Origin of the sequence: Streptomyces sp. MS19 (assembly GCF_047200595.1) — a bacterium.
Taxonomy (GTDB): Bacteria; Actinomycetota; Actinomycetes; order Streptomycetales; family Streptomycetaceae; genus Streptomyces.
In genome coordinates this window covers 102,516-125,008 of the sequence record NZ_JBJZOH010000009.1, presented here as the reverse complement: position 1 = coordinate 125,008, position 22,493 = coordinate 102,516, and the positions used below count along the sequence as shown (strand labels likewise).

The following is a 22,493-nucleotide window of genomic DNA, read 5'->3' as shown; positions in this document are numbered from 1 at the left end:
TGATCGCATCGGGCCGGGCTCGGACAGGCCGAGTCCACTCCGGCCGGGAGGTGCGCCGGGTGGCTTCCCCAGAACAACGGCCAGGAGTGAAGCGCAAGGACGCGGTCTTCGCCGTCCTGGTGCTCTACGTCGCGCTGCTGTCGGTCGCGCAGGTCTTCGCGGCACACCCCGGCGCGCCCCGGCTGGCGGGCTACTCCGTGCTCGCCCCGCTCGTGGCCGGTGCCCTGCTTTCCCTGCGCCAGACGATGGCGATCGCGGTCATCACCGTCGCCGCGATCCTGGTCACCTACGGGCTCCTGGTGCGGGACCTTTCGGTCCTGGAGCGCTCGATCGCGAGCCTGCTGGTGGCGACGGGCGCCGTCGTGGGCGTCGTCGTCTGCCGCATCCGGCTGAACCGCGAGGTGCGGATCAGCGAGCTGACGGTCGCCAGGGACCGGCTGCGGCTGCTCAGCGTGGCCAGCACGCGGATCGGGTCCACGCTCGACGTGTCCAGGACCGCGTGGGACCTCGTCGAGGTGGCGGTCCCGGGCTTCGCCGACTTCGCCGTGGTGGACCTCTTCGACGAGGTGCTGAACGGGAACGAGCCGCCGAAGCATGTGGGCGGCCCCGTGGAACTGCGGCGGATCGCCCAGCGGTCGGTCCTCGACGGCTCGCCTGAGGCGGTGCTGCGGCCGGGCGGCACGGCGGTGTACCCGGAGAGTTCGCTGCTGACGCAGAGCCTGGTCGCGGGGCGCGCCGTGCTGACCAACCTGCGGCTCGGTGACGACCGCGCGGGCTGGCTGACGCGCGACGACCGGTGGGCGAGGAAGGCGAAAGAGTACGGTTTCCACTCGGCGATCGCCGTCCCGCTGTTGGCGCGCGGTACGGCGCTCGGTGTCGCGGTCTTCGTCCGGCACCGGCAGCAGGAGCCGTTCGACAGCGACGACGTGCTCCTCGCCGAGGAGATCGGCGCGCGGGCGGCCGTCTGCGAGGACAACGCCCGGCGCTACACGCACGAGCACCGCACCTCGCTGACGCTCCAGCAGAGCCTGCTGCCCCGGCGCCTGCCGGACATGTCGGCGGTGGAGGTCGCCACCCGGTACCTGCCCGCCGGGACCGGCGCCGAGGTGGGCGGCGACTGGTTCGACGTCATCCAGCTGTCCGGCGCCCGCGTGGCGCTGGTGGTGGGCGACGTGGTGGGCCACGGGCTGTACGCGTCGGCGACGATGGGGCGGCTGCGCTCGGCCATCCGCACGCTCGCCGACATCGACCTGCCGCCGGACGAGCTGCTGACGCATGTGGACGACGTGCTCATCAGGCTGCGGTCCGAGACGGGACAGGAGGAGACGCGCGGCGAGGTGGGCGCGACCTGCCTGTACGCGGTCTACGACCCGGTGTCCCGGACGTGCACGATGGCGCGCGCCGGGCATCCGGCTCCGGCGCTGGTGCTGCCGGACGGGCGGGTGGACCTCGTCGAGGTGCCGTCGGGGCCGCCGCTCGGTCTCGGCGGCCTGCCGTTCGAGTCCACGCGGATCATGCTCCCGGAGGACAGCCTGCTGGCGCTCTACACCAAGGGCCTGCTGCACGGTGCGCGGGACGAGGACGGCGGGCCGGAGGACGGGGGGAGAGGCAAGGGGGACGCCGACTCCGACGAACCGGCCGCCGGCACCTGCGACAGCCCCGGCGCCGGCGCCGGGGAGAGGGAGGAGGACAGGAAAGGGGACGGTGAAGAAAAAGGGGCCTGCGCCGACGGCGAGATGGGCTCGCTCGGTGGCGACCCGCACGCCCTGGCCCGCCTGCGCGACGCTCTGCGCCGCCCGGCGCCCACCCTGGAGGTCGCCTGTGACACCGTGCTCGACGCGATGCTCCCCGACGGGCCGACCGACGACGTCGCCCTGCTCCTGGCGCGCACCCACGCCCTGGACGCGTCGCACGTCGCGAGCTGGGAGCTGCCGGGCGACCCGTCCGCCGTGAGCCGCGCCCGCGAGCTGGTCACCGGCCGGCTCAGGGAGTGGGGCATGGAGGAGTCGGTGTTCACGACCGAGCTGGTCATCAGCGAACTGGTGACCAACGCGGTCCGGCACGCGGGCGGCGGCCCGATCCAGCTGCGCGTCATCAGGGAGCGGTCCCTGATCTGCGAGGTGTCCGACACCAGCAGCACGTCACCGCATCTGCGCCGCGCCCGCAGCACCGACGAGAACGGCCGCGGGCTGTTCATCGTCGCCCAGCTGACCGACCGCTGGGGCACCCGGCAGACGCCGAACGGCAAGACGATCTGGGCCGAACTGCCGGCCGGGGACGTGCCCGTAAGCTCGGGGGCATGAACGCGACACCGCCCCTGGCGACCGGTCCCTTCGGTATGCGGCTGCTCGGTTTCGCCCGGCTCCCGGAGGACACCGCCTTCGGTGGCGCCCGACCGGTCCCGGACGTCACCGAGGCCACCTCCGGGGCCTGGACTGGCATGCCGGGCACCGAGCCGGTCGGCTACTGCCTGGTGGTGCTGCGGCACGCCGGACGCGTCCTGCTGGTCCGTGTCCGCCATCGCGACTGCTGGGAGCTGCCCGGCGGCAAGCTCGAACCGGGCGAGACCGCCAGGGAGGCGGCGGTCAGGGAGCTGTGGGAGGAGTCGGGTCAGCGGGTCGCGGCCGGCGTCCCGCGCTTCGCCGGATTCGCCAGGACGTTCCTTCCCGACCGGCGCGTCCTGCACGGCGCGGTCTTCGAGGCCACGACCGACGAGCCCCAGCCGTTCGCCCCCACCGACGAGATCGAGGACCTCACCTGGTGGGACCCCACGTCACCCCTCCCCGGGGGCCGCGTGCAGACCGTGGACACCCACCTCCTCACCCTGACAACGCCTCACAGCCCGACCTCTCTCTGACCTCTGCCGCCGCCTTCCGGCACCTCCCGGCATGCGCCAGCGACAGGTTCCGGTCATCGCCGGACGACACCGCCGTACCCGCCTGAGCCCGCATGGACACGTCGGCGTGGTGACGCGGCAGAGGCCGACGAGCGCACGACCAACTGCCTTCGTCCGTGCGGGATTACACGTGCGGTCGCACTGACCGGGACTCGCTGGGCACCGAGACGCTGCGCCGTCGCCGACGACGCCTGGCCCGCGTCGCCCGCTGACGCCACCGGCCCGGCCCGGCCCGGCGCGAGCGCGCGCCGAGGCGGTCCCCGGGCCGGTCCCCCGCGCGCCGGGGCGAACGACGCGGTCGCGACCCGTACTTCCCGCGAGCGGGTCGCCCACAGGTACGCCGATCGGCCCCGCGGTGCCCTGAGAGGCGGCGTCCGCCGGGGCACACCGCCCGCGAGGGCCAGAAGCGCGCCCCACGCGGCAACCGCACGGAGGGCCATCCAGACCCCCATCACACAACGCTCTGTCATCATGCCGCCACTCTAAGACCCCCCACTGACAACCGGCCGGGCGCGCGGGCGGCACGCGGTCCGCAAAGGGGTGCACACGGGAAGCCGGGACCGTAGCGTGCAAGGCATGTCCCGACCCGATGGATTCGCCTTCGACGTCCGGCCCGACGGTTCCGTGGCCCTCACGCGGCGCGGCCGGACCACCGCGACGCTCCGCGACGCACAGGCCGCCGCCTTCCTGGCCGAGGTCGCCGAGGGCGACTCGCAGCAGGTGATGGCCCGTTGGAGCGGGCCGACGGAGGAGCAGCCCGGCGAGGAACGGCCGCTGGCCGTCTTCGACCTCGACGGCACCCTCGCCGACGTCCGCCACCGCCTGCACCACCTGATGTCCCGCCCCAAGGACTGGAACGCCTTCTTCCGCGACGCCGCGAAGGACACACCGCTGCACGACGGCGTCGCCCTGGCGCACGAGCGCGCGAGGACCGACGAGATCGCGTACGTCACCGGCCGCCCCGAGCGCTGCCGCGCCGACACCGAGAGCTGGCTCGCGCGGCACGGCCTCCCGCCCGGCCGGCTCCTGATGCGCCGCGCGGACGACCGCCGCCCCGCCAGGGTCGCCAAGCCGGAGCTGCTCCGCGAACTCGCGCGCGGCCGTACCGTGTCGGTCGTCGTGGACGACGACCAGCAGGTGTGCGCCGCCTACCGCGACGCCGGTCTCCCCGTCCGCCACGCGCACTGGGCGGCCACCCCCGCCCCCGTCCTCACCGAGGCCCAGGAGCGCGACGGCAGGACGTGAACCCGGCGCGCACGCAGGAGCCGGAAGCCGGTCGGTGCCGCAGGCCATGCGTATCGGCCGCGGTGCGGGCGCCGGGTCACGCCCGTGACCGATGTCGGCGCGGTGCCGGTGGCGTCGCCTCCGCGCGCGTCACCGCTCCGCGCCTGCGGGCGCGGCCTCGAACCACTCGAAGCCGCCGCCACCGCCCACGGCGCGACCGCCGGTCCCGGACAACGGTGGTTCCGAGGACCGCGCGTCCTCGTCGGCCGCCACCGCGCGCACCCAGGTCGTGTCGTTCGGATCGTGGCGGATCGGTCCGCGTCGTCGGACTCCACGACCTCGCTGTTCGCCGTGAGCCGCTCGTGGTCCACGTACCGCACCGTCTTGAGCACCGTGAACAGCGTGTCGTCGTACTGCTCCAGCTTCGGCCGCTGGTGCGCGTCGGCCGCGTCCTCGACGGCCAGCGGGTGCAGTCCGAACAGCTCGGCGATGTCCTCGAACTCGACTGCGGTCGGCGGTCGTCGGTGTGGCGGCGTCAACGGGCTCGCCGGCCGTGGGCGTCGAGCACTGTGCGGGCCGGAGCCGACGGCGCGGTCCCGGTGATTCTCCTCGCCGGTGCTTCCGGGTGTGGGGACGGGGGTCGGCCGTCTTCTTCGGCCGGGTCGTGTCGTTCGGGTCTTTCCTGGCGCGCGCCGCCGGTCACCGGACCTCGCCGCGTTACCGCATCGCCCGGGTACGCCCGGTACGCGTGGCGATCCGGTGCCTTGCGACGTACGGCGGCATCCTCCCGGGCACGGGATGTCGGACCGACCCGCCTGCGGCCCCGGCCGCTCCGGCCCGGGGCCGCAGGCGGGTCGGCCGTCGCCGCACGTCAGCGCGCGGCCCGCGCCAGGCGCGCGTCCTCCCCGCCGCCCTCGTCCTCCCCCGCGTACGTCCGCCACAGCGCCGCGTACCGGCCGCCCGCCTCGATCAGCCCGGCGTGCGTCCCGTCCTCCACGACCCGCCCGTGGTCCAGCACGACGACCCGGTCCGCCCGCGCCGCCGTCGTCAGCCGGTGCGCGACGACCAGCGTCGTCCTGCTCCCCGCGAGCCGTTCCGTGGCCCGGGTGACGAGCGCCTCGGTGGCGAGGTCGAGCGCGGCGGTCGCCTCGTCCAGCAGGAGGATGTCGGGGCGGACGAGTTCGGCCCGCGCGAGGGCGACGAGCTGCCGCTGCCCGGCGGACAGGTTCCGCCCCCGCTCGGCGACGGTGTGCAGGTAGCCGCCGTCGAGTCCGGCGATCATCCGGTCCGCGCCGACCGCGCGCGCCGCCGCCTCCACCTCGGCGTCGGTCGCGTCGGGCCGCCCGTAGGCGATGGCGTCGCGGATGGTCCCGGCGAAGAGGTACGGCTCCTGCGGTACGACGCCGAGCCGGTGCCGGTAGTCAGTGATGTCCAGGTCCCGCAGGTCCTTCCCGTCCACCCGCACCGCGCCCGCCGTCGGGTCGTAGTACCGGGCGACGAGTTTCACCAGCGTCGATTTCCCCGCGCCCGTCTCCCCGACGAACGCGACGGTCTGCCCGGCCGGGATGCGCAGGTTTACGCCGGTCAGCGCCTCCCCCTCCGCGCCCCGGTACGCGAACCGCACCCCGTCGAACTCCAGCTCGCCCCGCAGCGCGCCCACCGGCACCGGTTCCTCCGCCTGCGGCGTGGTCGTCTCCTCCCGCAGCAGCTCCTGGATGCGCCCGAGCGACACCGTCGCCTGCTGGTACCCGTCGAAGACCTGCGAGAGCTGCTGCACGGGCGCGAAGAACAGTTCGATGTACAGCAGGTACGCGACCAGCGCGCCCGCCGTCAGCGTCCCGTCCGTGACCCGCCCGGCGCCGACGATCAGCACCCCGGCCGTCGCGAGGGTGGCGAGGAGCTGCACGAACGGGAAGTACACGGAGATGAGCCGCTGCCCGTGCACGCGTGCCTGCCGGTACCCGTCCGACCGCTCGGTGAACCGCTCGTACCCGTCGCGCTCCCTGCGGAACGCCTGCACCATCCGCAGCCCCGCCACGGATTCCTGGAGGTGCGCGTTCACCCCGCTGACGCGCTCCCGCGCCAGTTCGTACGCCCGTGTGCTGTGCCGCCGGAAGACGACCGTGCCCGCGATCAGCGGCACCAGCGTGGCCAGCACGACGAGCGCGAGCTGCACGTCGATGGCGACGAGGACGCCCATGATGCCGAAGAACGTCATCACCGCGACGAGGGCCTGGACGAGCCCGGTCTGGAGGAAGGACGTCAGGGCGTCCACGTCCGTCGTCATGCGGGTCATCAGCCGCCCGGCAAGCTCCCGTTCGTAGTATTCGAGCCCCAGTCGCTGGAGCTGGGCGAAGATCTTGATGCGCAGCGAGTACAGTGCCCGCTCCCCCGTGCGGCCGACCGTACGGGCCGCGCCGTACTGCACGGCCCACTGCGCGAGCACCACTACGAGCGCGATCCCCGCCGCCGCCCACACCGCGCCGAGCGCGGTCTGCTGCACACCCTGGTCGATGCCGTAGCGGATCAGCACGGGCACCACCAGGGACGCGACCGCGTCGGCGATGACCAGCAGGAGCCCCAGCAGCAGCGGCCGTCCCAGGCCGCCGAGCAGGCGCCGCAGCCCGTAGCCGCCGGGCTCGGGCCTGGCGGCGCGGGCCTCGTCGATGTCGGGTACGTCGGTGGCCGGGGGCAGCGCGGCGATCTGCGCGGCCAGCTCAGGGGTGGGTGGTGTGGAGGCAGCGGAACGCGCCGGGTCCGCCGTGTTCTTGTCCCGCCGCCACAGTGCGGCCGTCACACCGTTGGCCGTCACACCGTCGGCGGTCACGTCGCCGTGCCCGGGTGCGGGCGGCGGCCCGTCCAGGCCCGCCGGGTCGCGTTCCACGCCGCCCAGCTCGCCCGGGTCGGCGAGCAGCGCGCGGTACTCCTCGCAGCGCGCGACGAGTTCCTCGTGCGTGCCGGTGTCCACCAGCCGGCCGCCGTCCAGCACGGCGATGCGGTCGGCGAGCTGGAGCGTGGACTGCCGGTGCGCGATCAGCAGCGTCGTGCGCCCCGCCATGACGGAGCGCAGCGCACCGTGGATCTCGTGCTCGACACGGGCGTCCACGGCGGAGGTCGCGTCGTCCAGGATCAGCAGCCGGGGGTCGGTGAGGATGGCGCGGGCCAGGGCGACGCGCTGCCGCTGCCCGCCGGACAGGGTGAGGCCCTGCTCGCCGATGACGGTGTCGTAGCCCTCGGGCAGGTCGGAGATGAACGTGTCGGCCTGCGCGGCGCGCGCGGCGGCCCGTACCTGCGCGTCCGTCGCCTCGGGGTGCCCGTACGCCAGGTTGGCGCGCAGCGTGTCGGAGAAGAGGAAGCTGTCCTCGGGCACCAGCCCTATGGCCGTGCGCAGCGAGTCGTAGGTGAGCTGTCGGATGTCCTCGCCGCCCACGCGGATCGTCCCGCTGTCGGGGTCGTAGAAACGCGGCAGCAGCAGCGAGACCGTGGACTTCCCGCTGCCGGAGCGGCCGACCACGGCGAGGGTTTCCCCGGGCTCGATGCGCAGCGACAGGTCGTCCAGGACGCGCCGCCCGCTGTCGCCGCCGCCATATCCGAAGCTGACGTGGTCGAACTCGACGGTGGCCGGCGCGTCGGCGGGCAGCGCGCGTGCGTCGGGCGCCTCCTTGATCTCGGGCTCGGTGTCGATCAGCTCGAAGACGCGCTCCACACCGGCCCGCGCCTGCTGCCCCATGGTGACGATCACGGTCATCATCCGCACGGGGCCGACGAGCTGCGCCAGGTAGGTCGAGAACGCGACGAACGTGCCCAGCGTGATCTGCCCGCGCGTCGCCATCCAGCCGCCGAGGGCCAGCATGGCGACCTGCCCGAGCGCCGGGACGGCCTGGAGCGCGGGCGTGTACCGCGCGCTGAGCCGCACGGTCCGCAGCCGCGCCCCGAACAGCGACGCGCTGACCGCCCGGAGCTTCCCCGTCTCCTGCTCCTCCTGCCCGAAGCCCTTGACGACGCGCACCCCGCTCATCGCGCCGTCCACGACCCCGGCGACCTCCCCGGCCTTCGCCTGGGCGTCCCAGGTGGCGGGGAAGAGGCGGGTGCGGCTGCGCGAGGTGATGAACCACAGGGCGGGGATCACGGCCAGCGCGACGAGCGTCAGCAGCGGCGAGAGCGTGACCATGACGGTGAGGGAGACGGCGAAGAGCGCGATGTTGCCGATGGTCATCGGCATCATGAACAGCAGGCCCTGGATCAGCTGGAGGTCGCTGGTGGCGCGGCCGACGACCTGCCCGGTGCTGAGCTGGTCCTGCCGCCGCCCGTCGAGCCGCGTGATGGAACGGAACATCTCGGTCCGCAGGTCGTGCTGCACGTCGATGCCGAGCCTGCCGCCGTAGAAGCGGCGGATGAACGTGAGGGCGTAGACGACGACCGCGCCCGCGATCATCAGGACGATCCACACGGCGAGGCCGCCGTCACCGCCGACCACCACGTCGTCGATGATCTTCTTGGTGATCAGGGGCATCAGCGCCATGACGGCCATGCCCAGCAGGGACGAGCCGACCGCCAGCAGCATCGTGCTCCGGTAGCGCCAGCAGACGGCCGTCAGCCGCCTCACCCACCCGCCGTTCTGTCCCACGGTCGCCCTTCCCGTCGCATGGCTCACCCCGGGGACAACGCCCCGGCCTGGTGATTTCATCCCACCGCAACACTTTGCCCCGCGCTCCGCCACCAGGGGAAAACCGGTTGCCGCCCCTCGGCGGGCCTCCGTACCCTGCGGCGCATGTCGGCTTTCGGAACGTCGGTGACCCGCGGCACCCGCGCCTGTGCGCGGACCGCCGCGGTGAGCCCCTGCCTCATCGAACGCCCCCGCGCCCGGCGCCCGGCCCTGGTCCACGAGGTCCTGCCCGGCAGCTAGCCCCGCCCGTTCCCCGTGCCCCAGGGCTGTCCGTGTCCCCTTTCACGACCGGACAGGCCGCGGCACCGCCCTACCCCCAGCGTTCCGCCGTGCGCGGCCTGTCCTCCTCACGAGGACAACGCCTGTGGCACACCACCGACCCTCCCGACGCAAGACCCTCTCGCAGAACTTCCTCCGCCATGCCGCCACGCTGCGCACCGTCGTGCGCGCGTCCGGCGTACGACCGAGCGACCTGGTGGTGGAGCCTGGCGCGGGCGAGGGCACCCTGACGCGCATCCTGGCCCGCCACACACGGCAGGTCATCGCCTACGAGATCGACCGCGAGCTGGCCGCGCGCCTGCCGGGCCGCCTCCACGGCCTGCCGAACGTGCGCGTGGTCCCCGGCGACTTCCTGCACGCGACCGCCCCCACCACGCCCTTCACCGTGGTGGGCAACATCCCCTACTCCCGCACCACCGACATCGTCCGCTGGTGCCTGTCCGCCCGGCAGCTCACCTCCGCCACGCTGGTGACCCAGCTGGAGTTCGCGCGCAAGCGCACCGGCGGTTTCGGTACGTGGCCGTTGCTGACCGTCGAGTACTGGCCCGAGTTCACGTGGCGCCTCGGCCCCAGGCTGCGCCGCGAGCTGTTCAGCCCGGTTCCCCGGACCGATTCCGCCCTGCTGCACCTGGACCGCAGAGCGGCCCCGCTGCTGCCCGCCCGCGCCATGCCCGCGTACCGTGCGCTCGTCGCGCAGGGCTTCACCGGTGTAGGCGGCTCGCTGTACGCGTCGCTCTGCCGCGCGCACCGTGCACCCCGTGTACGGGCCGCGCTGGACGCGGCGGGCATTCCGTACACCGCGCCCGTGGGGCACGTCTCCCCTGAGCAGTGGCTGACGGTCTTCCGCCGCCTGCATCCGTCGCACCCCGGGGGCCGGTAGTCCCCGGCCCCCGGGGCGGGGCGTCACCCCTGGTCGCCCGCGACGGCGACCGGGGCGGCGCCCCGCAGGACGGCCACGAGGGCCTGGGCCGTCTCGATGTTGCACCGCCCCAGCTCGATCAACGGCCGCGCGTGCAGCGGCGAGGTCGCCGTGACGAGGTCCACGCCGAGCGAGGGCAGCACGATCTCGACGCGGGCGAGCGCGTCCTGGAGGTCGTCCACCGCGCTCGTGGCGGCGGCGAACGCCTCGGTGGACGCCTTGATGGACCGCCTCGTTCCGTAGTACATGGGGGGTTTCGACCTCTTTCGTCTCGAACGGGCTTTCACTCTTGCGAAATCACGATCCGCACTGACAGCGTGACGGTGCGGAGTGAGACTCCGCCAGGGGTTTCGACCCAGCAAAGGACCGTGTAGCCAGGAGCGTTGGCGATGACCCGTCCCAAGGAACTCAACCCGTACCTCTCCCCCCGCGCCTTCTACGGCGCCGAACTCCGCCGCCTCCGCGAGGGCGCGAAGTTCTCCCAGGACGACCTGGGCGCGCAAGTCTTCGTCTCCGGCGCCTACATCGGCCAGTTCGAGACCGCCGTCCGCCGCCCGCAGTTGGACATCTCGAAGATGTTCGACGAGATCTTCGGCACCGGCGAGCACATGCAGCGCCTCTGCAAGCTGGCCAACGAGGCCGAACCGCACCCGGAGTACTTCGCCAAGGCGGCCGAGCTGGAAGAGCAGGCCGAGACGATCAGCCAGTACTTGCCCATGGTCGTTCCTGGTCTCTTGCAGACCGAGGAGTACGCAAGGGGTCTGATTCGCGCGGGTCTGCCGTTCGCACCGCAGACGGAGATCGACAGGCTCGTCTCGGGCCGAATCGGGCGGCAGAGCATCCTGCAACGTCCGACACCGCCTATTTTCTGGGCGGTAGTGCATGAAGCCGCCCTGCGTATCCCGGTGTCGGACGGCGAGGTGATGGCCAGGCAACTGGAGCACCTGTTGGAGACAGCCCGCTCCCATCACCGTATCGAGCTTCAAGTGATGCCGTTCTCGCAGGGCGCTTTCCCGCTCATGAACCAGAACCTCAAGCTCATGAGCTTCACGAACGCACCACCGGTGGTCTACACGGAGACGGCACACACGGGCCAGTTGATCGATGTCCTGGCGTTGGTCGCCGAGGTTCAGAAGTCCTACGATTACGTCAAGGCTGTCGCCCTGTCGCCGAAGGCGTCTCTGAAATTCATCGAATCCCTTGTGAAGGACTACAGAAACTCGTGAGCACGGACCTCGACCGCAGTACCGCCGAGTGGCACACCTCCACCTACTCCAACGAGACAGGCGGCGACTGTGTCGAGGTAGCGAGCAACGTGCCGGGCATGCACCCCGTGCGGGACACCAAGGACCGCGCGGGGCACGTCCTGGCCTTCACCACCCCCGCCTGGACCAGCTTCATCCAGCACCTCAAGTAGGCCAACACCTATCGGAGGCACTGCACATGAGCACCAACCTCAACTTGAGCACCGCCAAGTGGCACACCTCCACCTACAGCAACGAAACAGGCGGAAGCTGCGTCGAGGTAGCACGCAACGTCCCCGGCGTGCACCCCGTGCGGGACACCAAGGACCGCACCGGCCACGTCCTCACCTTCCCCACCCCCGCCTGGACCAGCTTCATCCAGCACCTCAAGTAGGCCAACAGGTCCCCAACAACCAAGGCTGTTGGGGGCCCGGCTGTGTGGTGGGTCAGTACGGGCCCGCCGATGGGTTCCTGCACCAGACGGTCTGGCCCGTGTCGCGTTCCACGGTCAGGCCGAAGTCGCGGTAGTCCGGTGTTCCCGCCTCGGTCCAGTGGGTCCAGGCGTGGTCCAACTCCGCCACGAGATCACGCGGGCCGCCGCCCCACGTCATGCTCGCCGAGCCGTCGAGTGTCGCCCAGGACGAGGCGCCGTCGTGCACCCAGGCCGTCACCGCGCCACCCTCGTTCTTGGTGATCACCCGCACAGTGGGCAGCGCCACCCGCAGGGCGAACCGTAGGTGCCAGTTGTCGTGCAGAGGCGCGAGGTCACGCGCCAGGAGACGTTCCCGTTCCGCGGGCCCCTCGCCACGGACCTGCTGCCAGGCCAGAGTGCCGGTGGTGGCCCGGTCGGGCATGAACGTGGCCAGCCCTTGGACCCGCCCGGACGCCGAGCGGCCATCGGCGGCGACGGTCAGCGCCACGTTCCCCAACTGCCCCCAGGGCACGACGATCCGGCCGCCGGGAACCGTCTGCTCCACCCACGCCCACGGGACTTCCTCCACCGCGTACGTCGCGATCATCCGATCGAACGGCGCCCCGGCAGGCCAGCCGGCCGCGCCGTCACCGACCTCGATCGCGGCCTTGACCCCCGCGCGCTCCAGCCGTTCCCGCGCGGCGGCGGCGAGGCCGCCGTCCACCTCCACCGAGACCACCTGCCCGGAACCGGCCCGTTGGGCGAGCAGCGCCGCGTTCCACCCCGTACCCGCACCGAGTTCGAGCACCCGGTGTCCGGGTTCCACGCGCAGCGAGTCGAGCATGTCCGCCACGATCGACGGGGCGGACAGGCTGGACGACGGGCAGCCGTTGGTGAGTTGGGTGATCGCCGACTCATGGGGTCCCGCGTAGACCTGGGCCACCCACCCGTCAGGGTCGGCGCCCCGGTCCACCGGCAGGTACGCGCGCCCGCCCCAGCGCCAGAGGCAGTCGGCGGCGAAGTGGTGGCGCGGCAGGCTCGCCATGGCACCCCTGATCCATGGGGACCGCTCGGGCCAGCAACCCGCCTCCGCCATGGCGGAGTCCAGCCCGCCCCACCGTTCTTCGAACGCGGACATATGGTTTCTTTCCTTGGTCACTTCGGCGCCGGGAGCGGCTGCTCCGGGTGGTCCAGCCACAGTGTGTGGCCGGTGGGGGTGGCCGTCGCGCCGAAGCGGGACACCGGCGGGCGGCCGAGGGCCGTCCACCACACATGCGCCGCCGTCACCTCGTCCGCGAGGCGGCGTGGGCCGGACTGGCGGACGCGGTAACGGTCGTGGCGCTCGCCGTCGTAGTCGATGCACGCCCACGACTCCCCGGCCTCGTCGGCCAGCACGAGCCGCACCGCCACGCCCGGCTCCCCGGGCTCGGCGTCCCACGCGTGCCACACCCCCGGCACGAGCAGCCCCACGGCGAACTGCGCGTCCAGGTCCTCCCCCGCCACCGCCCACGGCGACAGGGCCGTCACCCCGTCATCGGCCCCAACCGTGCCGGACGTGTCGCCCGCCAGGCCACCGCCGGACGCGGCCGGATCGCGCAGCGGCATGTAGGCCCCGAAGGGATGGAAACGGCCCTCCGCAACGCCGCCGGGCCGAACCGTCAACGCGAGCGTCCCGTAAGCCCCCCAGGCCGAGTCCCACGGGGTGACGATCCGCCCCCCGGGCCGCGTCTGCGCCACCCAGGCGGGCGGGACGGCCCGTACCGAACACGTCGCCACGACCGCGTCGTACGGCGCCTCCTGCGGCCATCCCCCGGCGCCGTCCGCGCACTCGACCCGGGGGCGCAGGCCGACGCCCGCCAGGTTGCGGCGCGCCCGTTCCACGAGTGCGGCGTCGAGATCGACACTCGTCACCGCGTCCTCGCCGAGCCGGTGCGCCAGCAGCCCGGCGTGGAACCCGGTCCCCGCGCCGATCTCCAGCACGCGGAACCCCGGGACGGGATCGACCAGTTCGAGCATACGCAGCACGGCGCCGGGGGCCGAGGCGGAGGACAGGGGGCGCCGGTAGCCGTCGTCCTCCTCGGCGACCAGGGTGACCACGCTGGCGTCGCCGTACGCGGCGGCCCACCAGCGTTCAGGATCGCGCGCGCGGTCGCACGGCACGTAACCGGCGGCCTGGTCGGGCAGCCACACCCGGCCGGGCAGGAACCGGTGCCGTGGCACGGCCCGGAACGCGTCGGCCCACTCGGCGGGCACCGCATGGCCGAGGTAGGCGGCGATCCGGTCGAGGAGATACGCGGTCCCGGCACCGATGTCACCCGGGGCCGGGACCGCCGTGGAACATGAAGTCACCGCGCTCGCCCACCCGTTGCCCTCGCCGCCCGGTTCGGCCGGAGGACGGGGACGGCCGGCTCGGCCGGGCTGTCCGCTTGCGCGCTGATCGCTCACGAGGAGCAACGGTAAAGCACCCGTGCGTCGTCGGCGTTCCCCGCCGCCCCCATGCCCCACGCCGCACGTCAGGCAGCCGCGCGCTCGACGTACAGCGGGCTCGCCACCACGGCCCGCACCCGCGCCGAGTGCCCGCCCACGGAGAACGGGACCTCAAGGCCGAACGTGACCCTCGCGCTTGTCGAGCTGGTGCAGCAGGTTCCCGAGTGCCCCGCCGGGGTGCTCCCCGTTGCGGGGGCTGCTGCCGTACAGCAGGTCCATGAAGCCGGGAGGCATGCTGCGGGACACGGACAGGCCTGTGGGCTCCGGAGCCTGGGCGCCGAGGCCCAGCAGATGGCCGGGGGACCCGTGGAACACCAGGCGGGGCGTGGCGCGGTCCCAAGGCGTCCACGGCACATGGGGTTCCCAGAACATGACGGCCGGTGGTCCGACCGCGCGTTCGACGGGTCGGCCGTCTTCGTCCCATCCGTCCTCGGTCGGGCGGACCACCTCGTAGTTCACGCGCGTCGTGAACGTCACCCACCGGCCGGCGTCCGGCGGGACCTCGGTGTACGCGCCGGGCCTCGGGGTCATGCCGTCCAGGTGCCTGAGCACCCGGTCCAGGCCCGGCCCCTCCCGCGGGGCGTCGCCCAGCGTGACCTGCACCTCGCCAAGGCCGAGGGGCGCGGTGGCCCCGAGTTCGTCCACGCGCCGCCTTCACAGGCGGCGACGACGACGGCTGCCTTCCTCATGGAACTGGGCGAGCTTGCGCTCGGACAGGTAGATCAGCTCCCGCATCCCCGAGCCTGGCCTCTCCGCGCCGGGACCGGCAAGAGGCCGTCCCGCGTCCTGCGCCGCGGCACCCACCGGGAAGACGCGCGGTCCCGGCCACGGTGTCATCCGTGGCCGGGACCGTCAGGGGATCAGGCCGCGTGCGGCTTGGGGTGCTTGTCGCAGGGTTTCTTCAGCAGGACGGTCGCCTTCGCCTCGTGGGAACGGACGCCGCCCGCCGTCGCGACGGCCGTGTTCGTCAGCCAGCCGCAGACGCCCGGCGCCTTCTCGATCCGGTACGTGCCCGTGCAGGTGACCGACTCGCCCGGCTCCAGTGTGGTGTCGGGGCAGGCCACGTCGGCGACGAGGTCGTCGTCCACGGTCAGGCCGTCCAGCGTGCGGCCCGTCTCGTTGGTGACCGTGTACCTGTAGTGCACCTTGTCGCCGAACTTGTACGGGCCCTCGTGCTTCGCCGTCTTCACCAGGCTCAGTCCGCCGTCCTCCGGCTCGACCGGCACCGTCACCTCGTCCGGCGGCGAGACCACCGGGACGCCCCCGGAATCGCCGCTCGCCGTCGCGATGTTGGTGACGAACCCGGCCCCGGCGTCGGCCTCCGTGACCACGTACGCGCCCGTGCACGTCGTGCTCTCGCCCGGCGCGAGCGCGGTGACCGGGCAGTCCACCGAAGCGAGCAGGTCGTCCTCGACCACCAGTCCTTCGATCGCCGTCCCGCCGGTGTTGGTGACGAGGTAGTCGTACATGACGGTGTCACCGACGGCGTAGGGGCCGGGCGGCGCCGACTTGTCGAGGGCGATCGACGCGCTGGGCGCGGGCGCGACCCCGACGGTCACCGAGTCCGGCGGTGAGGTGATCGTCGCGCCGCCCGATGTCCCGTCCGCGACGGCCGTGTTGGTGACCGACCCGGCCGTGCCGTCCGCAGCCGTCACGACGTAGCTCCCGGTGCAGGTCACGCTCTGTCCGGGCGCCAGCGTCGTCTCGGGGCACGCCACGTCCGTGACGTGGTCGTCGGTGACCGTCACGCCGGTGAGCACCGTGCCCCCCGCGTTCGTGACGACGTACTCGTACGGCACGCGCGTCCCGACCTCGACCGGTTGCGGCAGACCGGCGTCGGCCGGGATCTGCTTGACGAGGCTGATGTCCGGCAGCTCGGCGGCCGGGTGGACGACGACGTTCCTGATCAGGTGCACGTCGGTGAACGCGCCCGTCGAGGCGGCGAAGCCGAACTTGTAGGTCTCGGGCACCGGCTGCGGCGCGGGCGTGGACAGGACCTCCCGCGTCCCGTTCCCGTCGTGGAAGTCGATGGAGACGGTGACCACCGGGTCGGGCGCCGGGCTGATCTCGACGGTGACGGTGCGGCGCGACGGTTCGAGCAGCGCCTCGGCCTCCTCCGGCGTCGCGTCGGGCGGCAGCGTCGTCGTCGGGCCGTGGAGTTCGCCGGGCAGGGTGGAGGGCCAGGGGCCCTCAGTCGTGAAGTTGCCGGTCGTCGCGGTGAGGAAGCAGTACCCCTCGGTGCCGTTGCCCGGACCGCGCAGCGTGACCATGTCGGGCCCGGGGGCGGGGACGCGGAAGACCGTCCCGGCCGGGGAGCGCTCGGCACAGCCGTTGCCGCGCTGCTCCCAGTCGCCGAAGTAGTTGCCGAGGACATCGAGCCCGACCCCCAGGTAGCCGTGGTCGACGCCCGGCAGGAACGGGTTGGCCGGGTCGTCGTCCGGCAGCTTCTGCGCGTAGCCGAGGCTGCCGCCGAACGCGCCCGGCGCCGTCAGCGACGCCGAGCCGTCGATCAGGAAGAACGAGATGCCGTCCGCGGGAACCTCGGTCGCCCCGCCGTACTGCCACTGCTCGAACGTCGTCACCAGGCCCCGCGTCGCCGGGATCGCCTGCTCGTGGAGCACGGCGCCCGCCTGGTCGCGCGAGGCGTCCGTCAGCCGCAGGTAGCCGTACGGGGCGCCGTCCGGCGGGGGCACGGGCCCCTCCGAGGCGGCCGGGCAGCCGCCGAGGGGGTGTCCGCCCGGCGGGAGCGCGCCGTCGGCGGGGGCGCCGGTCAGGCAGGCGGAACCGTACGCCAGGAAGTCGGCGTCCGCCGTCGCGCCGGTGAACGTCTCGTCCACCAGCGGCGGGCCCACCGGCTGCGCCTGGGCCACGGACGGCGCGACCAGCGCGGCGGCCGTCAGGCCCAGTGCCCCGAGGCCCGCTCCGGCCAGCCGCCGCGCCTCCAGCAAACTTCGCGAAACGGCACCTTGGCCAACAATTCGGACTCTCATGGTCGCTTACCGTAACGGCTCACCCGCCGACGCCCGGCCGCCGCGCGGGGATGCCGCCGCACAGGGGGCGCACGGCCTCGGGCGCGCGCCGTTTCGGACGGGGAACCGCTGGTTACCCGTCGCGGGACCCGGCCGGTGTGACACGGGGCACTGCCGGACCGACACCCGAACCCCTGGAGGTGTGGAATGTCGCGGTCAACGCCCACGCGCGACCCGTCCGTCGGCGAGCTGGTGTCCGATGTGACGTCCGACGTGGAGACGCTGTTCCGCCAGGAGACCGCGCTGGCGAAGACGGAGATCCGCGAGGAGGCCGTCCGGGCGGGCGGCTCCGCCGGGATGTTCGGCGTCGCGGGATTCGCCGGTCTGCTGGCCGTCCTCTTCGGATCGCTGGCCGGTGTGTTCGCGCTGGCCCACGTGCTCGACGAGGTGTGGGCGGCGCTGATCGTGGCGGGCGCCTGGGCCGTCATCGGGCTCGTGCTCGCCGTTGCCGGACGGTCGCGCCTGCGGGGCCTCGGCGCCGCGCCGAAGACCGTCGCAAGCCTGAAGGAGGACGCGGAATGGGCCCGTCATCCCACTCGGTGACATCCGATCAGCTGAAGAACGACATCGCGCGCACCCGCGCCCGCCTCGGCGCCGACCTGGACGCGCTGGTCCGCAAGGTCCACCCGGCCGGGATCGCCCGCCGCCGGGGCGCACGGGTCCGCGACACGGCGGAACGCGCCCTGCGCCGCGTGTCCCGGCGCCACGGCTGAACCGCCCAGGGACCGCGTGACGCACGGCCGGCCGGTACCCACCGGCCGGCCGTCCGCCCGTGCACAATGCCCGTACGACGACACCGGGGCAAACCGGGGCATTCCCCACCGGCACGACGGACACCGGCACGACGGGCAGCGGAACGGGCGGAACGATGGGCACGCACCACCACCTCTGGCACCGGCGGATGACCGCCCGCGACCGCGACGAGGAACACCGCACCGCCACCCCCCTGGAACTCTTCTTCGACCTCTGCTTCGTCGTCGCCGTCGCCCAGATCTCGTCGGTCCTGCACCACTTCCTCACCGAGGACCGCATCGGCCACGCCGTCCCCGGCTACCTCGCCGCCTTCTTCGCGCTCTGGTGGGCCTGGATGGGCTTCACCTGGTTCGCGTCCGCCTACGACACGGACGACGTCGCCTACCGCATCGCCGCCCTGGTGACGATCACCGGCGCGCTGATCCTGGCCTCGGGCGTGCGCGGCGCGTTCGACGACGGCGACTACGCGCTCGTGACGGCCGGCTACACGGTCGGCCGCGTCGCGCTGATCTCCCTGTGGCTGCGCGCCGCGCTCGGCGACCCGCAGGGACGCGGCTCGTCCTACCGTTTCGCCACCGGACTCGCCGTCGTCCAGACACTGTGGCTGCTGTGGCTGCTCCTCCCACCCGGCGCGCAGATGCCGCTCTTCCCCGTCCTGGCACTGCTGGACGTGTCCGTACCGCTGATCGGTGAACGCGCCCACCGCACTCCGTGGCACCCCGGACACATCGCCGAGCGCTACGGCTTGTTCACCATGATCGTCCTCGGTGAGTCGGTGGCCGCCGCGTCCCGCGCTGTGCAGAGCTCACTGGACGCGGACCAGGCGAACGTGCGGCTGTACGTGCTGGCGGGCGGCGGACTGCTCACCGTCTTCTGCATGTGGTGGCTGTACTTCGCCCGCTCCGCCGAGCGCATCCTGACCTCCCCCCGCGCCGGTTTCGTCTGGGGCTACGGGCACTACCTGGTCTTCGCATCGGCGACGGCCGTGGGCGCGGGCCTCGCCGTGAACGTCGACCACGTCACCCACCACGGCCACCTCGGCCCCACCGCTGCGGCGGCCACCCTCACCGTCCCCGTCGCCGTCTACCTGCTGACGCTGTGGGCCCTCCAGTTCCGCCCGCACCACGCGCGGACCCTCGATTCGGTGCGCTTCCCCGCCGCCGCGCTGCTCGTCCTCGCCGGAACGTTCACCCGCGCCCCCGGCCTGGTGACGGGCCTGGTGACGACGGCGCTCACCGCGTTCGGCGTCATCGCCTCGCACCGCGCGGCCCTGCGCGAGCACGCAGATCACCGCACAGATCACAGCCCAGATCACAGCTCGGAGACACCCGTACGGGAATGACCCCCTCCGGGCGATACTGACCGTATGCCGACCGCGCCCGTCCCCACCCGCCCGGAACTGATCGAGCACCTGATCCGCACCCGGATCGCCGGGGACGTCGCGACCCCGCGCGAGAACAACCTCGCGCACTACCGCGAACTGGCGAACGGCAACCCCTACTACTGGCTCGGCCTCGAACTCGGCGACCGCTGGACCGACGAGCAGGACGTCCTCGCCGTCATGGCCGAGCGCTGCGGCGTGGACGAGGACCCCGGCCACCGCCACGGCCAGGACACCATCGACGCCGACCTCACCGCGGACGGCCTCGACCGCGCCGCCACGCTCCTGCGCAAGGCCGCCGCCGGACGCCGCCGCGTCCTCGTCGCCACCGGCCACCCCGGCGGCCTCCTCGACGTCCACGCCCGCACGGCCGCCGCCCTCGCCGCCGCGGGCTGCGACATGGTCGCCGTCCCCCTCGGCCTGACGGCGGACGAGGGCGTCGTCGCCCAGCTCGCGGGCGTCGCGATGTACGAGCGCGGCGCGTCCCTGTGGCACACCCACTCCCCGCGCCCCATGGCCGAGATCCTCGACGCGCTGGAACGGGCGGGCGAGGCCCCGCCGGAGCTGGTCGTCGCCGACCACGGCTGGGCGGGCTGCGCCGCGCAGTACGGCATCGACACCATCGGCTACGCCGACTGCAACGACCCCGCGCTGTTCCTCGGCGAGGCGGAGGGCACCCTGTCCGTCTGCGTGCCCCTCGACGACCACGTCGAGAACCCCCGCTTCTACGAGCCCATGACCGCCTACCTCCTCGACGCGGCCGGGCTGGGGTGAGGCACCGGCGGGCCGGCGCCCTGGACCCGCTCCTCCCCCGCCACCGGCCGCTGCCCGCGCCCGCCCCCGGCGACATCCCCCTGCGCGTCCCCGGTGCCGAAGGGCTGCTGCGCCGCCACCGCCCCGCACCCGAGTCGTTCGACGCGAGCTGGCACGCCGCCGAGCAGTACCAGCTGCACGCCTGCCCCGACCCGCGCCTCCCCGAGCCCGCCCGTACGGCCGCCCTCGGCGCACTCCTCGCCGCCTGGCACCACGCGCTGCCGCCGCTCGGCCACGACAGCGAGGCCGTCTTCACCTGGCCCAGCCGCGACGCCGCCCTCACCCCGCTGCTGCTCGCCCACGGCATGGTGCCCAAGCGCATCGCCGCCGTACGCCCGGCACGCCGCCCCCTGCCCGCGCCCCGCACCGGGCCGCGCACGCTGATCCGCCCTTTCGACCCCGCGTGGGCGGCGGAGGCCGCCGCGCTGTGGCTGGACGGCATGCGCTGGGACGCCCAGTTCGGCTCCTGCGTCATCCGGCCCTCGACGGCCGCCCACATCCGGCTGCGCCTCGCCCGCTCACTCGTCTGGGTGGCGGAACGGCAACGGCGCGTGGTCGGGCTGCTCGCCGCCGAGGACCCGCGGGGGGCGCGCGCCGGGCGCACCGGCTACATCAGCTCGCTCCTCGTCGCGGCCCCCCACCGCGGCGACGGCATCGGCTCGGCACTGGTCCGCACCGCCCACGCGGCGCTGGACGAGGCGGGCTGCTCCGTGACGCTGCTGCACTACGCGGCGCTGAGCCCCGTCTCGGGGCCGTTCTGGCACCGCCACGGCTACCGCCCGCTGTGGACCACCTGGGTACGCCGGGGGCCCCTCGGCCCCGCTACCCCAGGGTCCTCGGCACCCGCATCAGCCCCTCCTGCACCACCGACACCGCCAGCCGCCCGTCCCGCGTGAAGATCCGCCCCTGCGCCAGCCCGCGCCCGCCCTGCGACGTCGGCGAGTCCGTGTCGTACAGCAGCCACTCGTCCGCGCGGAACGGCCGGTGGAACCACATCGCGTGGTCCAGGCTGGCGCCCACGATGTCGCCCGTCATCCAGCCGCCCCGCCCGTGCGCGAGCAGCACGGAGTCCAGCAGGTTCATGTCCGAGACATACGTCCCCAGCACCACGTGCGTCACCGGCGTGTCGTGCTCCCCGGCGAGCTTCCCGTCGATCCGGAACCACACCTGGGAACGCGGCTCCCGCGCCTGGCCCGGCGTGGCGAACGGCGGGTCCGCCACGTACCGCAGGTCGATGGCCCGCCGCGCCTCCAGCAGCAGATCCACCACGCCCGGGTCCCAGAAGCGGTCCGCGTAGCGCGGCAGCAGCTCCTCGGCGGGCGGCAGCGTCTCCGGGTCGGGCGCGTCCGGCATGGCCACCTGGTGGTCGAGCCCCTCCTCCGGCTCCTGGAACGAGGCCGACAGGTGGAAGATCGCCTGCCCGTGCTGCACGGCCGCCACCCGCCGCGTCGTGAACGACCGGCCGTCCCTGATCCGGTCCACGGTGTAGACGATCGGCGCGCCGGGGTCCCCGGGACGCAGGAAGTACGAGTGCAGCGAGTGCGGCAGCCGCTCCCCGGGAACGGTCCGGCAGGCCGCCACGAGCGCCTGCGCGGCGACCTGGCCGCCGAAGACCCGGGGGATCACGGACGCGTGGCTCGCGCCCCGGAAGATGTCCTGCTCGATGCGTTCGAGGTCCAGCAGGTCGATCAGGTACTGGAGAGTAGGGTCCATGCGCCGATTCTGCCCGGTCGGCGCCGGAGCAGCGCGAAGGCCCCGGTCCAGGGGACCGGGGCCTTCGTCTTTCCGTAGCGGGGACAGGATTTGAACCTGCGACCTCTGGGTTATGAGCCCAGCGAGCTACCGAGCTGCTCCACCCCGCGTCGTTGTGTCTCCACCTTAGCCCTGGCCGCGTCCGGCGTGCAAATCGGCGGTCAGGCGCGGGCTCCGCACTCGGGACAGCGCCCGTAGTAGGTCACCGTGACGTCGGAGACGGTGAAGCCGAACCGTTCCGCCTCGGGCAGGGCGCCCATCGGGTCGGAGACGAGGTGGACGTCCCGCATCGTGCCGCAGCCCGAGCAGACGAGGTGCTGGTGCGGGCGGTGGGCGTTCGGGTCGTACCGCTTGGCGCGGCCGCCCTCGGTGGTGACCTCCATCACCTCGCCCAGCGCGACCAGTTCGCCCAGCGTGTTGTAGACGGAGGCGCGCGAGATCTCCGGCAGGCGTTCGACGGCGCGCGCGTGCACCTCGTCCGCCGTGTAGTGCACGTGTTCGCCGTCCAGCACTTCGGCGATGACCCGCCGCTGGGCGGTCAGCCGCCAGCCGCGGCCGCGCAGGCGCTCCAGCAGGTCACTCATGTCGTCCACCCTAACTGTGGGTCCCGGTCCGGCCAACGACTCGGTACGCTTTCA

The 22,493-nt window shown here is 73.3% G+C and carries 21 protein-coding genes, 1 tRNA gene and 1 pseudogene; 13 read left to right on the top strand and 10 right to left on the bottom strand.

Going from position 1 to position 22,493, the window contains the following annotated elements; genetic code table 11:
• Positions 1 to 59 precede the first annotated feature (59 nt).
• The 3 genes from ACL02R_RS12375 (at position 60) to ACL02R_RS12365 (ending at position 4,141) form a co-directional block, all read left to right on the top strand.
• Positions 60 to 2,303 (top strand): SpoIIE family protein phosphatase, encoded by a 2,244-nt coding sequence (locus ACL02R_RS12375; protein WP_412796910.1) that lies wholly within the window; start codon positions 60 to 62, stop codon positions 2,301 to 2,303.
• Positions 2,300 to 2,857 (top strand): NUDIX domain-containing protein, encoded by a 558-nt coding sequence (locus tag ACL02R_RS12370; protein WP_412796909.1) that lies wholly within the window; start codon positions 2,300 to 2,302, stop codon positions 2,855 to 2,857. Before ACL02R_RS12375 ends, ACL02R_RS12370 begins: the two co-directional genes overlap by 4 nt.
• Before the next feature lie 762 nt (positions 2,858 to 3,619).
• The gene (locus ACL02R_RS12365) at positions 3,620 to 4,141 is read left to right on the top strand and encodes a hypothetical protein (RefSeq protein WP_412796990.1); all 522 of its coding nucleotides are present in this window, start codon (positions 3,620 to 3,622) and stop codon (positions 4,139 to 4,141) included.
• A 304-nt stretch (positions 4,142 to 4,445) separates the two neighbouring features.
• Here the strand turns inward: ACL02R_RS12365 and ACL02R_RS12360 are convergent.
• Together ACL02R_RS12360 and ACL02R_RS12355 are read right to left on the bottom strand one after the other, a co-directional pair.
• Positions 4,446 to 4,635: pseudogene (locus tag ACL02R_RS12360) on the bottom strand (CorA family divalent cation transporter); the annotation flags it as partial.
• A gap of 356 nt (positions 4,636 to 4,991) precedes the next feature.
• Positions 4,992 to 8,684: an ABC transporter ATP-binding protein gene (locus ACL02R_RS12355; protein WP_412796989.1), complete on the bottom strand. Its 3,693-nt coding sequence runs from the start codon at positions 8,682 to 8,684 to the stop codon at positions 4,992 to 4,994.
• Between the two features lie 207 nt (positions 8,685 to 8,891).
• Between ACL02R_RS12355 and ACL02R_RS12350 the strand changes: the two genes are divergently transcribed.
• Entirely contained in the window at positions 8,892 to 9,026 is a 135-nt protein-coding gene (locus ACL02R_RS12350) for a hypothetical protein (RefSeq protein ID WP_362964733.1), read from the top strand.
• A 124-nt stretch (positions 9,027 to 9,150) separates the two neighbouring features.
• Entirely contained in the window at positions 9,151 to 9,945 is a 795-nt protein-coding gene (gene erm / locus ACL02R_RS12345) for an ErmE/ErmH/ErmO/ErmR family 23S rRNA (adenine(2058)-N(6))-methyltransferase (RefSeq protein WP_412796908.1), read from the top strand.
• Between the two features lie 23 nt (positions 9,946 to 9,968).
• Here the strand turns inward: erm and ACL02R_RS12340 are convergent, their stop codons facing one another.
• On the bottom strand, positions 9,969 to 10,232 hold the full coding sequence (locus ACL02R_RS12340; protein ID WP_412796907.1) for a hypothetical protein: 264 nt from the start codon (positions 10,230 to 10,232) through the stop codon (positions 9,969 to 9,971).
• A 141-nt stretch (positions 10,233 to 10,373) separates the two neighbouring features.
• Between ACL02R_RS12340 and ACL02R_RS12335 the strand changes: the two genes are divergently transcribed.
• Genes ACL02R_RS12335 through ACL02R_RS12325 form a run of 3 tightly spaced genes read left to right on the top strand, consistent with a single transcriptional unit; the run spans position 10,374 to position 11,622 of the window.
• Positions 10,374 to 11,210 (top strand): helix-turn-helix domain-containing protein, encoded by an 837-nt coding sequence (locus ACL02R_RS12335; RefSeq protein WP_412796906.1) that lies wholly within the window; start codon positions 10,374 to 10,376, stop codon positions 11,208 to 11,210.
• Positions 11,207 to 11,401, top strand: coding sequence for a DUF397 domain-containing protein (locus ACL02R_RS12330; protein WP_412796905.1), 195 nt, complete (start codon positions 11,207 to 11,209; stop codon positions 11,399 to 11,401). Before ACL02R_RS12335 ends, ACL02R_RS12330 begins: the two co-directional genes overlap by 4 nt.
• 26 nt (positions 11,402 to 11,427) lie before the next feature.
• Positions 11,428 to 11,622: a DUF397 domain-containing protein gene (locus ACL02R_RS12325; protein ID WP_412796904.1), complete on the top strand. Its 195-nt coding sequence runs from the start codon at positions 11,428 to 11,430 to the stop codon at positions 11,620 to 11,622.
• A gap of 52 nt (positions 11,623 to 11,674) precedes the next feature.
• Here ACL02R_RS12325 and ACL02R_RS12320 read toward each other — a convergent pair whose 3' ends face one another.
• From ACL02R_RS12320 to ACL02R_RS12305, 4 genes are all read right to left on the bottom strand, one after another.
• Entirely contained in the window at positions 11,675 to 12,778 is a 1,104-nt protein-coding gene (locus ACL02R_RS12320) for a methyltransferase domain-containing protein (protein ID WP_412796903.1), read from the bottom strand.
• 17 nt (positions 12,779 to 12,795) lie between these two features.
• Complete coding sequence (locus tag ACL02R_RS12315) at positions 12,796 to 13,989, bottom strand: methyltransferase domain-containing protein (RefSeq protein ID WP_412796902.1); 1,194 nt, start codon at positions 13,987 to 13,989, stop codon at positions 12,796 to 12,798.
• Between the two features lie 249 nt (positions 13,990 to 14,238).
• Positions 14,239 to 14,772: a hypothetical protein gene (locus tag ACL02R_RS12310; protein WP_412796901.1), complete on the bottom strand. Its 534-nt coding sequence runs from the start codon at positions 14,770 to 14,772 to the stop codon at positions 14,239 to 14,241.
• Between the two features lie 215 nt (positions 14,773 to 14,987).
• Entirely contained in the window at positions 14,988 to 17,075 is a 2,088-nt protein-coding gene (locus tag ACL02R_RS12305; protein ID WP_412796900.1) for a lectin-like domain-containing protein, read from the bottom strand.
• Positions 17,076 to 17,303: 228 nt separating this feature from the next.
• Here ACL02R_RS12305 and ACL02R_RS12300 point away from each other — a divergent pair, with 228 nt between their 5' ends.
• The 5 genes from ACL02R_RS12300 to ACL02R_RS12280 all read left to right on the top strand — a co-directional run bounded on the left by ACL02R_RS12300 (position 17,304) and on the right by ACL02R_RS12280 (position 20,999).
• Entirely contained in the window at positions 17,304 to 17,699 is a 396-nt protein-coding gene (locus ACL02R_RS12300; RefSeq protein WP_412796899.1) for a phage holin family protein, read from the top strand.
• Positions 17,675 to 17,869, top strand: a complete 195-nt coding sequence (locus ACL02R_RS12295) for a DUF3618 domain-containing protein (RefSeq protein ID WP_412796898.1) — start codon at positions 17,675 to 17,677, stop codon at positions 17,867 to 17,869. Before ACL02R_RS12300 ends, ACL02R_RS12295 begins: the two co-directional genes overlap by 25 nt.
• Before the next feature lie 155 nt (positions 17,870 to 18,024).
• Complete coding sequence (locus ACL02R_RS12290; RefSeq protein WP_412796897.1) at positions 18,025 to 19,251, top strand: low temperature requirement protein A; 1,227 nt, start codon at positions 18,025 to 18,027, stop codon at positions 19,249 to 19,251.
• Between the two features lie 24 nt (positions 19,252 to 19,275).
• The gene (locus tag ACL02R_RS12285) at positions 19,276 to 20,064 is read left to right on the top strand and encodes a phosphatase (protein ID WP_412796896.1); all 789 of its coding nucleotides are present in this window, start codon (positions 19,276 to 19,278) and stop codon (positions 20,062 to 20,064) included.
• Positions 20,061 to 20,999, top strand: a complete 939-nt coding sequence (locus ACL02R_RS12280) for a GNAT family N-acetyltransferase (protein ID WP_412796895.1) — start codon at positions 20,061 to 20,063, stop codon at positions 20,997 to 20,999. The genes ACL02R_RS12285 and ACL02R_RS12280 overlap by 4 nt, the downstream gene beginning before the upstream one ends.
• Here the strand turns inward: ACL02R_RS12280 and ACL02R_RS12275 are convergent.
• The 3 genes from ACL02R_RS12275 to ACL02R_RS12265 form a co-directional block, all read right to left on the bottom strand.
• Positions 20,926 to 21,816: an acyl-CoA thioesterase gene (locus tag ACL02R_RS12275; RefSeq protein ID WP_412796894.1), complete on the bottom strand. Its 891-nt coding sequence runs from the start codon at positions 21,814 to 21,816 to the stop codon at positions 20,926 to 20,928. The two genes, ACL02R_RS12280 and ACL02R_RS12275, sit on opposite strands and share 74 nt — an antisense overlap.
• A 75-nt stretch (positions 21,817 to 21,891) precedes the next feature.
• A tRNA-Met gene (locus ACL02R_RS12270) sits at positions 21,892 to 21,965 on the bottom strand.
• 51 nt (positions 21,966 to 22,016) lie between these two features.
• Entirely contained in the window at positions 22,017 to 22,439 is a 423-nt protein-coding gene (locus tag ACL02R_RS12265) for a Fur family transcriptional regulator (protein ID WP_362964767.1), read from the bottom strand.
• Between the last annotated feature and the right edge of the window lie 54 nt (positions 22,440 to 22,493).

What these genes read in the sequence shown, in the direction of transcription:
- ACL02R_RS12370 (WP_412796909.1), top strand. Translation starts at nt 2,300, where the DNA reads ATGAACGCGACACCGCCCCTGGCGACCGGTCCCTTCGGTATGCGGCTG.
- ACL02R_RS12365 (WP_412796990.1), top strand. Translation starts at nt 3,620, where the DNA reads ATGGCCCGTTGGAGCGGGCCGACGGAGGAGCAGCCCGGCGAGGAACGG.
- ACL02R_RS12355 (WP_412796989.1), bottom strand. Translation starts at nt 8,684, where the DNA reads ATGCTGCTGGCGGTCGGCTCGTCCCTGCTGGGCATGGCCGTCATGGCG.
- ACL02R_RS12350 (WP_362964733.1), top strand. Translation starts at nt 8,892, where the DNA reads ATGTCGGCTTTCGGAACGTCGGTGACCCGCGGCACCCGCGCCTGTGCG.
- ACL02R_RS12340 (WP_412796907.1), bottom strand. Translation starts at nt 10,232, where the DNA reads ATGTACTACGGAACGAGGCGGTCCATCAAGGCGTCCACCGAGGCGTTC.
- ACL02R_RS12335 (WP_412796906.1), top strand. Translation starts at nt 10,374, where the DNA reads ATGACCCGTCCCAAGGAACTCAACCCGTACCTCTCCCCCCGCGCCTTC.
- ACL02R_RS12325 (WP_412796904.1), top strand. Translation starts at nt 11,428, where the DNA reads ATGAGCACCAACCTCAACTTGAGCACCGCCAAGTGGCACACCTCCACC.
- ACL02R_RS12320 (WP_412796903.1), bottom strand. Translation starts at nt 12,778, where the DNA reads ATGTCCGCGTTCGAAGAACGGTGGGGCGGGCTGGACTCCGCCATGGCG.
- ACL02R_RS12300 (WP_412796899.1), top strand. Translation starts at nt 17,304, where the DNA reads ATGTCGCGGTCAACGCCCACGCGCGACCCGTCCGTCGGCGAGCTGGTG.
- ACL02R_RS12295 (WP_412796898.1), top strand. Translation starts at nt 17,675, where the DNA reads ATGGGCCCGTCATCCCACTCGGTGACATCCGATCAGCTGAAGAACGAC.
- ACL02R_RS12290 (WP_412796897.1), top strand. Translation starts at nt 18,025, where the DNA reads ATGGGCACGCACCACCACCTCTGGCACCGGCGGATGACCGCCCGCGAC.
- ACL02R_RS12285 (WP_412796896.1), top strand. Translation starts at nt 19,276, where the DNA reads ATGCCGACCGCGCCCGTCCCCACCCGCCCGGAACTGATCGAGCACCTG.
- ACL02R_RS12275 (WP_412796894.1), bottom strand. Translation starts at nt 21,816, where the DNA reads ATGGACCCTACTCTCCAGTACCTGATCGACCTGCTGGACCTCGAACGC.
- ACL02R_RS12265 (WP_362964767.1), bottom strand. Translation starts at nt 22,439, where the DNA reads ATGAGTGACCTGCTGGAGCGCCTGCGCGGCCGCGGCTGGCGGCTGACC.